This window comes from Caldivirga sp. MU80 (assembly GCF_001663375.1).
Lineage (GTDB): Archaea > Thermoproteota > Thermoprotei > Thermoproteales > Thermocladiaceae > Caldivirga.
Genome location: NZ_LCTF01000033.1, coordinates 20,464 through 29,435 on the forward strand (window position 1 = coordinate 20,464; position 8,972 = coordinate 29,435).

Sequence of the window (8,972 nt, forward strand, 5' to 3'; positions counted from 1 at the left end):
GTTGGTGAAACCTTAAATTAAGGGTATTAGTGGCGTATTGGGTTGCTTGTGTTGTAGAGGGGGCTGAGTGAAACCGACCTACCAACGATGATAACGGACGGGTTCTCAACAGCAACCTGGCACTTAGCCAATTCACCGAGGGTTATGAAGAGGACCCTTGAGTTCTCCATGTAAGCCCTGGTTACTATGGCGACGGGCGTGGCTTCACTTAACCCACCCTGAATTAGCTCAAGAGCTATCCTGCAGGTCTCAGAGGCCCCCATGAGTATGATTATGGTGCCCACCGAGGTTGCAAGCCTTCTGAAGTCCACTTCCCTAAACCCCTTACCCGGGTCCTCCCTACCCGTCACTATGGCTAGGCTACTTGACACACCTCTAAGCAGTATTGGGATTAGGAACTGCTCAGGCGCCGCTATGGCGCTAGTCACCCCGGGCACCACTTCACATTCAACCCCATTGCTAATCAGGAAGCTGCACTCCTCAAACCCCCTACCGAAGACGAATGGGTCACCTCCATGAAGCCTAACGACCAGCTTACCCTCAAGGGCCTTCCTAAGCAGTAGGTTGTTTATCTCACCTTGCTCCATGACGTGCCTACCCGGCTCCTTACCCACGTAGATTAACTCGGCATTAGGCTTAGCCCTCTTGAGGAGCTCCATGGGTATCAACCTATCGTAGACAAGCACGTCAGCGGACTCAATGAGCCTAAGGGCCCTAACCGTCACAAGCTCAGGGTCCCCTGGGCCAGCCCCAACCACGTAAACCCTAGGCATCACTAAAGCTTAAACGCAAGGGGAGATAAACCCACCGTGTGCATCAGTAGCATTAATGAGCTGGGTAGTGTAGGCGGCACGTACATACTTATACTTAGGTTGAAAAATCAGGTCAGAGTTAAGGTGGGTTCACTCGGCTTGGTTAACCTACCTGCTGGATACTACGCCTACGTTGGATCGGCTAGGGGTGGCTTTAGAGCTAGGGTGGGTAGGCACCTTAAGCTTACACTGCTTAAGGAGGGTAGGTTAAGGTGGCACATAGATTACCTGCTCATGGAGGACAGCACAATAATCCACGGTATCGTCTACGTCAAGGAGGCCTTCATTGAACATGAATTAGCTAAGGCACTGGCTAGGGGCAGTGGCATTGAGGCGGCTGTGCTGGGCTTTGGTTCAACAGACTGCGGTTGCCCAACGCACCTATTCAGGATTAGCAATGAACAGGACCCTGAGGGATTGGTTTCATTAGTGGTGAGGGGTATGGGATACACGGCTAATGTAATATTATGTAGCCCCTAAGCCTATATATCTGAACCGCAACTATATATAGGTTAAACTGGTTAAAGCGTAAGGTATATAAAGCCTCCTCCCAATGATCCGCTGAGGTGAGTAAAATGAACATGACCTCATTAATAAGGAACATAAGTAGTTTAATAAAGGGAACAAGCACAGGAAATGTTAGGATTAACACTAGGCAGGATGCAGCTTCACTAAGCATGGATAATGAGTTGAAACTAAGGAGGGAAGCGGAGTTGGACAACAAGGTGATGTTCATATCCAGTCCAACCTCAATAGTAGTGCTAATATACGATGAGAAAAGTAGAACATACAGACTAGCATAAGCTAAGCCTAAAATAAGATACATTAAAAACGAGTTTTTCTTTATAATTTCCTCTTAAATATGCCTTAATAGCTCCGACTAGGAGAACTTAACATGGTCTCATAGTCCAGCGTACGCCTGTTTAAAGATTTGGATGAAGTTTAATAAGTGCCTCATCAATAATTAACCATGTCGAAGGAGAAGCCCATGAGCTCCTCAAGCTCCACCCTCAATTCAACTGAGACATCTCATCAACACACGACAATATATGACTAAGTCCATGTACCTGAACCCACTAAGCTCCATGCTAATAAAAACCCCACAATGCTTGTCCGCTACAAATCTGGTTACTTGAATTAATTTGCCTAGTGGCTTTAAAAACATTGGAGTATTGTGAGCAGTCTAATAAAGTCCAAACTCCCTCCATCAATAGTAATGATTTAAATAAACGAAAGGTTTTTAAAAATTTTAGCTACTGTATAATTTAGTGGTGAGTTATGAGGACGGGTGTGGTTATGATGTATGTGATTGTGGGTGTTAGTGACTTAGCGATCTTTGGAATAATCGCCTTGTCGATGGGTTGGTTTTCCTTATTTGGCCTAAGGATTAGTTATATTAATGTAAATGCCCCATACGTTGCATTGGTACCTACTGGGGAGATGGTTAGTATTAATGGACAGCCTTACCCAGTGGTGGATGTTATGTATTATGATTTAAATGGGGGCCTGCATGACCTTGGGCAATTCGTGTTGGGAGGGACAGATGGACAATACTTACTTCAGCAGTATAACGAGATGCAATGGCTGAATGCCCAGAATGCTGGGCAAATAAACCCATATAATGGTCAACCATTCGTACCATTAAGCCTATTCTACCTAATTGGAGCAGGGGACATGGGGAAGCAAGGGGTAGTAACACTACCAATTGAGAATGTAACAATAAACGGGCAACAATACCCAGTAATTGACTCCAATCTAATAAACCAGGGCTACGTAGCCGGACTCTACACGTACGAACCATGGATAAACAACATAGTAAAAGCATTAGACACGAATCAGGCAACATCAGAGAATCTTCTTGCAGGTCTCCCTATATTTAACTGGGAAAATGTAACTGGAACGGTTGCAGGTGAAATATTAGCATACCAGCTACAAGTTATTAATTTTAATGGAGGATACATATTAGTATTGAGTAATGGGACAGTAATTCCATATGGAGCAACTGCTCAACCGAGAGGATTAACGAACCTTAAAGTTTCAGGAAACAGTTATCTCGGCTAATTTTCACCTTCAAGCTAATGCAAGGTACTCCATAAGCCACCGTAACTTAATCCAAATACATAAAGCCAGTAGCCCTCACTGCAGTGTAGTCAAAAGGAGGTCAAAAGGATTAGCCAAGGAAGCACAAGGCAAAGAAGCTAGTAAGTACTTACAGTAGTAAGGTAATGTAAACATAAGTCACTAAACCGAGCGGGAGAGCTAAAAATTACGATCCCTCTTAAAGCCACTGCTTTATTAACTTTAAGGTTATATAGCCTTTTACTCCGCCTTGATTATCACCAAGCTTTAATGTAAGTCCCCTTAGGTAAGTTACTATCGGGTAGTCATGTAAGATTACATGATGCATCATTGCGAAAAAACTCTAGGTGGTGTATTAACTTATGTGCGGCTACACTAGAAGGGGGCTACTTACCCTTGGCGTGGCTATGCTGCTTCCGCTAGCAATACTAATTGTGATGCACAATATGCTATACTACCCACCGGCTGGATTAACGGTTAAGGTTAATGAATTTATTACGTACCCCAACGGCACAACAGTAACCAATCCATACCCTATGCTTCAATTCAGTAAAGGTGGATTAGCCGCCTTGATGTCACCCAATGGAACCACCCTAACCTTTAACATAACGAGTATTAGTGGGTTTAGGCAACTTTACGAAGATGCCCCATGAGCCTTCATGAGGCTTAACTGGGCGGTAATACTAATCGCACCTAATGAACTTAAGGGATGGGTTACGTACAGGGGGAGGAACATTACGTTGAATTACTTCATGTCCAACATCTGGCCGATTCCAGGCGTAGCCGCTTATTCAAATAACTCCATGTTTAAGGTTACGTACACGTTGGATCCATCAGTCCTGCAGAGGGTCAATAAGACAGCCCCGCTCTACTTAGGTACATACCTTACAACATAACTCTAATAGTCTTCAAGCCGAAGACACCCGGTGACTTGACCGCTGAGGCTGACGGTGAGTGAATTCTTACGAGTTTATTTGGGTTAACCGTGACTAGGTCCCAGCAGTGGGTGGAGTATGAGACTGATTGTGTGAACATTTACTGGGCCACAGCCTGGATAAACACCGGTGGCATACCTGGGTATATCTTCAAGAACATGATAACAATTGCTGGCCAGAAGTGGAGTGGGTGGGGACCTTTAGCTACACCGAAGGTTAACTTCTCGCCACCGGCATCTCAAGTTAACGTTAAGGAGACGACCGGCTTCTACCTCGGCATAAGTATAAACGGGTACGGTGTCTCCGGCCAGGTGGCATCAGGGACAACCAACTGGAATCTCCACTCAACCTACATTTTCTACACGGCATCAGGAACAGCAGCATTAAACGCACCAGTAAGCTCAGGTACACTGTAAGTCTGCGGTTAAAGCCATGGTTAAAGTTTACTGAGGTAAGCCTAACTCAATAAACCTTAAGGCCAAGCTTTTTAACGGTTCTAATGCTAAGTGTACACGGGCTGTTTTGGTTTTCATGATTATTTGTAGTGCTTATTTCTGTTAATGGTTAATCCCCAGTTAAATTTAAAAACCTAGCTCTAGAACTTCTTAACAGTTACCCTGGGTTTCCGAGATCCGTAGTGGCAAGGAACCCTAGGCGACTAGTGGGGAGCCGCTGCGGTGAGGGGGCCTGGGGCGACCGTCGAGAAGGAGACGGTGGAGACAACAAACCTCTACCGCCTCCGGAGAGACGGTGATTAACCACATGCAAAGGGTGGTGTTTAACCGTTACCCTGCCTAGTTAGGGATTGCAGAGCCCTCGTAACCAACTCCCTATCCTCCGGGTTGCAAATCACAACGGTGCCCCACACAACCTTCCGAACCCTAATGCCCATGTTGGTTAAGGCTTCCTTAAGTTTGGCCGCAGCCTCTGAGTTTCCTAGGGATATTAATAGGCAGGTTTCTTCGTACTCATAACCCCTTGAGTTTCGTTCTCTACCAACATGCACGTGCCACTTCCTGATGGGGAAATTACTAAGCACCTTGATTGCTTCGTCAATGCCGGGTAGTTTCCTTGGCTCACCGTAGAACTTCTCGTAGAGCCCAAGCATCCTCAAAATCCTCTTAGTGTCCTCAATGGGGACGTAGAGCTCAAGCCCATTATCAACCTCCCTAACGTTGATGTTAAAACCAGCGGCCCTCAGGTCATTGGCAATCCCCTCAATTAACTCCCTATCATTACTCACCTTAGTCAAGTACCACCCACGGCCCATGTTGTGCTTACGGAGTATGAGCTCATGCCCAAGCACGTTAACCACAGGGTACCTCCTGTAGCTGAGGCATGGAGTCGAGTACTTAACGGCCTCAAGCAGCTCACGAACCCTATCAACCAGGGCGTATTCAGGCCAGGAACTAGCCACGGAAACAATATCATTAATCACGGCAGCCTTAACAGGGCAAACAACATAATGCTCACTGTTCTTGGCACTGGAACCACCAAAGAACTTACCGCCGCAATCGTAGAGGTGACATAGGAAGTTGTCCATGAAGGTTTTAACTGCATCATCAACAACGAAGGAGAAGCCAACATCAAAGCCACCCCTATCAACATGACCAAGGACACCATCACCAGTAAACCAACCAAACATGGAACCCCTACCAAGCAGGCCATTAACAGCATACCAAACAAAGCGAACACCCTTCTTAACTTTGACGTTACCCCAATCATCAACCACAGAAACCAGCCAAGAACGCAGGTAATCAGATATTGATGAATTATTGATAAGTAACTTAACCTTATCTACATTCACTGTAAAATCACTTAACTCTCCAGTATGCTTAATCATGATGTGATATGAAATGCTTAACTTCCTAGATCCTTCAATGACCATTGGGTAAGAGTATACAGTGATACTTCTCTTGCCAAGCACACCATTAAGCGTGTAGATAATGGCTGCAGTTAACTTTGGATCTGGGGTAGACGTTGTGATTAGGTCCTCGCCAATGTGAAGATCGCTAATACCTAAGCCAGCTAGTACTTGCCTTAACGTATCCTTGTTAACCTCATTACCCATTTTCGTAATTATGTTTAGTTTAAACGAGGGCTTAAGTTCGAGAAATGCGTAATTGAGGGCCGTTTTCCTAATGCTTCTAGTGTATTCGTGATTGCTCTTCAACTCAAGCCAATTCTTAGCTATCTTATCGCTAAGTTCGTGCAGTAGTACCGGTAATTGAGTCAACTCTACCTCGGAGTCATCAATGTCCTTTATTAGATCACCGTAGGTTACCACGAAAATAGTAGGACGAAAAGGGATATTTAAACTTTACTCCATATGGCGTAATTAAAACGAAGCGAAAGAAATATAAATATAAAACATGTAAACGGAGCGTGGGCTACAAAAATCTAGGCATTAGGATAAAATGCCCTATATGTGGTAACTACGGGACATTAGTGGTAAAGGTCAGAAAGGGCAAATATAGACAGGCATACGTGGTCCACTGGCCAGATAAACAACATTACGTATCCAAATTCACACTGCTAAACATGGGAATAGACATAGATAAAGTGCCCATCGATGAAAAACAAGATAATTAGTTAAGGCATAAAACATCGGCACAAACGTCTCTTATATCGTAAAGTCAACATTTTCTGAGATACTCCTCTACATACACTTACAAGTGACAACGAGACAAGTCTCGCCCCTTTTAAGGTGGGGTTGCTCACTACGTGGAATGGATCTATAAATACCAGCATCTATTAGGGTTTTCAGTAACCCCCAAAGAGGGGGTAATCTCCAAGACCCCGCAACGAAACCCCGCCTCTCTGAGGCGTGGAGGAGATCATAGCTTAAACCATGTCGATCACAGCAACATCACTAAGCGCATGCGTCATCTACAGCTTTGCTGTAGCCCTTAATCTTAATCCCAGAAAACTCAATAACACCACAAGGCACGATTAAATCGTTTAAGACTCAACCAAGAGCACCTGGTAAATATCATAAAAACCCTATAAGCTAATAAGGGAAAAAACTTATAAAGCGTAATAAGAATAGGGTATTAGGTGACTGTATATACCAAGTCACGGGAGTCTTACTAAGGCAGGTAAAGTGAGGAGTCAGACGCCTAAGATTCCTGCTAGGCCTAGGAGGGATTTGGTTCCTAGGTTGAGGAATTGGCGTAATTATAGGCGTAGGGTTGTTTATGCTGGTCAGCAGCAGGTTGGTGGTGCTTCTTAGTTTGGTGATGTTTTTTGAGAGGGGTGATTGGTGATCGGCGGGCTATACGCTGACTTTGGTTTGGGTTGTGTTTCTGCTTGTTTGTAGCGTTTTTACGTGGCTACTCATTATTTTTAATTACTTCTAAATCCTAATGCTGTAAGTAGTGGAGAACTTATAATCTTTTAATCTTTTTGCTATTATTGAGTTGGAGGGTGCCGCTGTGAAGCCAATGAGCAGTCAGTCATTTTTTGTGGCTGTTAGTCACTTGGCTTCGTTGCTCTTTTTCCCTCCCCGTGCCTAGGTTTGGGAGCCTATCAGCCATGACGCAGAGAGTTTCCTCGGGTGCCTTCCTCCACCTCACGTTAGCTACAATGAAGCCGAGCTTTTTTCCTCCTGGTTGTTGATTTTGTTGTTGGGTTGGCTGGTATCCATGATGCGTGGTAGGTTGTGTGGAGGGTTGGTGCTTTGTTGTTTGCCGTGGGTTTGTGCCTGGTGGGTTGGCTGAAGGTTAGGTATAGTGGTTGATACTATGAATCGGTCTGGGGGTTGGTTAGGGTTATGCTGGGCTGTTTCGGTTTTCATAATCATTTGTGGTGCTTATTTCTGTTAATGGTTAGTCCCCAGATAAGTTTATAAAACTTAACTCTAGTGCTTTTATTGGTTGTCTTGGGTTTCCGAGATCCTGGTGGTTGTGGGCCTAGGCAATTAGCGGGGTACTGCCATGGTGGGGAAGCCTGGGAAAACACTGAAAGGAAGATTGTGAATGCACGTTGATGATGTTTTTAATTTTATTTTTAGCTTTTCCGTCTGGATTTGATTTTTGGGGGTTATCCTGGTGGGTATAGTGTTACGTTGAAGCTTCCGCAGACGCCGCCGTAGGTTGATGGTTGGGCTGATTGGGCACCATAGCTTAATGTGATGTAGTAGTAGTAAAGTGTACCCAACCCCATTGAGGCATTCCCATACAGTGAATTTATGCATGTCCAGGAGGGAGTCCCATGCGCATTTGCCGGTGTGACGGCATCCCAAACCTCATTACCGGCTAGAGTAACGTAATTTGGGTTGACGGATGGCATGCATAGTATTTCACACCATTACTCAGCTCAATCTCCGGAGTCTCAACAATGTACTGCGCAGCCTCCCAATTATAATCAGAGTAGGACGTTGGGCTTACGGTTACTGTGGTCACATTGTATACGGTGCCGTTTGGGTAGTATAGCACGTAGGTTATGCCCCACTGCTGCCCACTGGTGCTAGGACCCTGGTAGGCTATGGTTACCTCCACCGCTGAACTGGGTTGCGTGGAGAATGGGCTTTGCACAGGCTGAATCTGGTAGGGTTGTGAGGGTGGTGATTCCGCCGCAGACGCCCACCATAGGAAGTAGTAGCCAAGGCTGCTTGGAGGATACACCCACTCCCAGCCAGCTTGAATATACGGCACAGTCCACTCAATGCTTAAACTTGGTGAGAGGCCAACCCAGGCAACCAAAGCCTGAGTCTCATTTGATGGGCAGGCTGGGTTAACTGAAACACTTGGCACGGATATTGAGGCATTAACACCGGCGAACGTGTCATTGCCGTACGGTGACTGCCCTGAGTCATATGAGAATACGTAACCAGCCCAATTCGCAAATGTGTAAGAAGCCCCCACCACAGACGCCCTAAGGCTATTCAGAGCCTGCACGTATGCCTTTGGGACTAGGTTTATGTGTAGGTAAATGTAGCCTGGTGGGAAGACACCGCCCATTGGGATTAGGTTTAGTGATAGCTTTATTAACCCCTGCTCTGCTGAAGTATTCAGTAGCCCCGATAAAGCGGGGTAACCTCCAAGACCCCAAGAAACCCCCACCCCTTAAGGGCGGGGAAGGGGTCAGACGCCTATTATGCCTATCCTGGTTCCGTTTGGTGCTATGATGTTGAAGCCGAATACGT

12 protein-coding genes are annotated in these 8,972 nt (G+C 45.5%); 8 read left to right on the forward strand and 4 right to left on the reverse strand.

Annotated features, from left to right (window positions below):
• Positions 1–26 precede the first annotated feature (26 nt).
• Positions 27–773: a uroporphyrinogen-III C-methyltransferase gene (cobA, locus tag AAX04_RS09255; protein ID WP_066797313.1), complete on the reverse strand. Its 747-nt coding sequence runs from the start codon at positions 771–773 to the stop codon at positions 27–29.
• A 36-nt stretch (positions 774–809) separates the two neighbouring features.
• Between cobA and AAX04_RS09260 the strand changes: the two genes are divergently transcribed.
• From AAX04_RS09260 to AAX04_RS09285, 6 genes are all read left to right on the forward strand, one after another.
• Positions 810–1,292 (forward strand): DUF123 domain-containing protein, encoded by a 483-nt coding sequence (locus AAX04_RS09260; RefSeq protein ID WP_066797316.1) that lies wholly within the window; start codon positions 810–812, stop codon positions 1,290–1,292.
• A 95-nt stretch (positions 1,293–1,387) separates the two neighbouring features.
• A complete protein-coding gene (locus AAX04_RS09265) occupies positions 1,388–1,615 on the forward strand; it encodes a hypothetical protein (protein ID WP_066797319.1) in 228 nt (75 codons plus the stop codon).
• Between the two features lie 475 nt (positions 1,616–2,090).
• Positions 2,091–2,873, forward strand: a complete 783-nt coding sequence (locus AAX04_RS09270) for a hypothetical protein (protein ID WP_066797322.1) — start codon at positions 2,091–2,093, stop codon at positions 2,871–2,873.
• Positions 2,874–3,253: 380 nt separating this feature from the next.
• Positions 3,254–3,544, forward strand: a complete 291-nt coding sequence (locus AAX04_RS09275) for a hypothetical protein (protein WP_066797325.1) — start codon at positions 3,254–3,256, stop codon at positions 3,542–3,544.
• A 6-nt stretch (positions 3,545–3,550) separates the two neighbouring features.
• Positions 3,551–3,787 carry a hypothetical protein gene (locus AAX04_RS09280; protein WP_066797327.1) on the forward strand — a complete coding sequence of 79 codons (237 nt, stop codon included), beginning with the start codon at positions 3,551–3,553 and terminating at the stop codon, positions 3,785–3,787.
• Positions 3,788–3,876: 89 nt separating this feature from the next.
• Positions 3,877–4,242 (forward strand): hypothetical protein, encoded by a 366-nt coding sequence (locus AAX04_RS09285; protein WP_066797329.1) that lies wholly within the window; start codon positions 3,877–3,879, stop codon positions 4,240–4,242.
• A gap of 362 nt (positions 4,243–4,604) precedes the next feature.
• Here the strand turns inward: AAX04_RS09285 and AAX04_RS09290 are convergent, their stop codons facing one another.
• On the reverse strand, positions 4,605–6,113 hold the full coding sequence (locus AAX04_RS09290) for a hypothetical protein (RefSeq protein ID WP_066797332.1): 1,509 nt from the start codon (positions 6,111–6,113) through the stop codon (positions 4,605–4,607).
• Positions 6,114–6,211: 98 nt separating this feature from the next.
• Here AAX04_RS09290 and AAX04_RS09295 point away from each other — a divergent pair, with 98 nt between their 5' ends.
• Together AAX04_RS09295 and AAX04_RS09300 are read left to right on the forward strand one after the other, a co-directional pair.
• On the forward strand, positions 6,212–6,418 hold the full coding sequence (locus tag AAX04_RS09295; RefSeq protein ID WP_066797335.1) for a hypothetical protein: 207 nt from the start codon (positions 6,212–6,214) through the stop codon (positions 6,416–6,418).
• 475 nt (positions 6,419–6,893) lie between these two features.
• On the forward strand, positions 6,894–7,058 hold the full coding sequence (locus tag AAX04_RS09300; protein WP_066797338.1) for a 30S ribosomal protein S30e: 165 nt from the start codon (positions 6,894–6,896) through the stop codon (positions 7,056–7,058).
• 809 nt (positions 7,059–7,867) lie between these two features.
• On the opposite strand, the gene AAX04_RS11985 is transcribed toward AAX04_RS09300, so the two are convergent.
• Together AAX04_RS11985 and AAX04_RS09305 are read right to left on the reverse strand one after the other, a co-directional pair.
• Positions 7,868–8,116, reverse strand: a complete 249-nt coding sequence (locus AAX04_RS11985) for a hypothetical protein (RefSeq protein ID WP_156519789.1) — start codon at positions 8,114–8,116, stop codon at positions 7,868–7,870.
• A complete protein-coding gene (locus AAX04_RS09305; protein WP_066797341.1) occupies positions 8,083–8,787 on the reverse strand; it encodes a G1 family glutamic endopeptidase in 705 nt (234 codons plus the stop codon). Before AAX04_RS09305 ends, AAX04_RS11985 begins: the two co-directional genes overlap by 34 nt.
• Positions 8,788–8,972 lie beyond the last annotated feature (185 nt).

Bases quoted from the DNA above. Each gene is read 5' to 3' on its own strand.
- cobA (WP_066797313.1), bottom strand. From the start codon at position 773: ATGCCTAGGGTTTACGTGGTTGGGGCTGGCCCAGGGGACCCTGAGCTT.
- AAX04_RS09305 (WP_066797341.1), bottom strand. From the start codon at position 8,787: ATGGGCGGTGTCTTCCCACCAGGCTACATTTACCTACACATAAACCTA.
- AAX04_RS09270 (WP_066797322.1), top strand. From the start codon at position 2,091: ATGAGGACGGGTGTGGTTATGATGTATGTGATTGTGGGTGTTAGTGAC.
- AAX04_RS09280 (WP_066797327.1), top strand. From the start codon at position 3,551: ATGAGGCTTAACTGGGCGGTAATACTAATCGCACCTAATGAACTTAAG.
- AAX04_RS09265 (WP_066797319.1), top strand. From the start codon at position 1,388: ATGAACATGACCTCATTAATAAGGAACATAAGTAGTTTAATAAAGGGA.
- AAX04_RS11985 (WP_156519789.1), bottom strand. From the start codon at position 8,116: ATGCCATCCGTCAACCCAAATTACGTTACTCTAGCCGGTAATGAGGTT.
- AAX04_RS09275 (WP_066797325.1), top strand. From the start codon at position 3,254: ATGTGCGGCTACACTAGAAGGGGGCTACTTACCCTTGGCGTGGCTATG.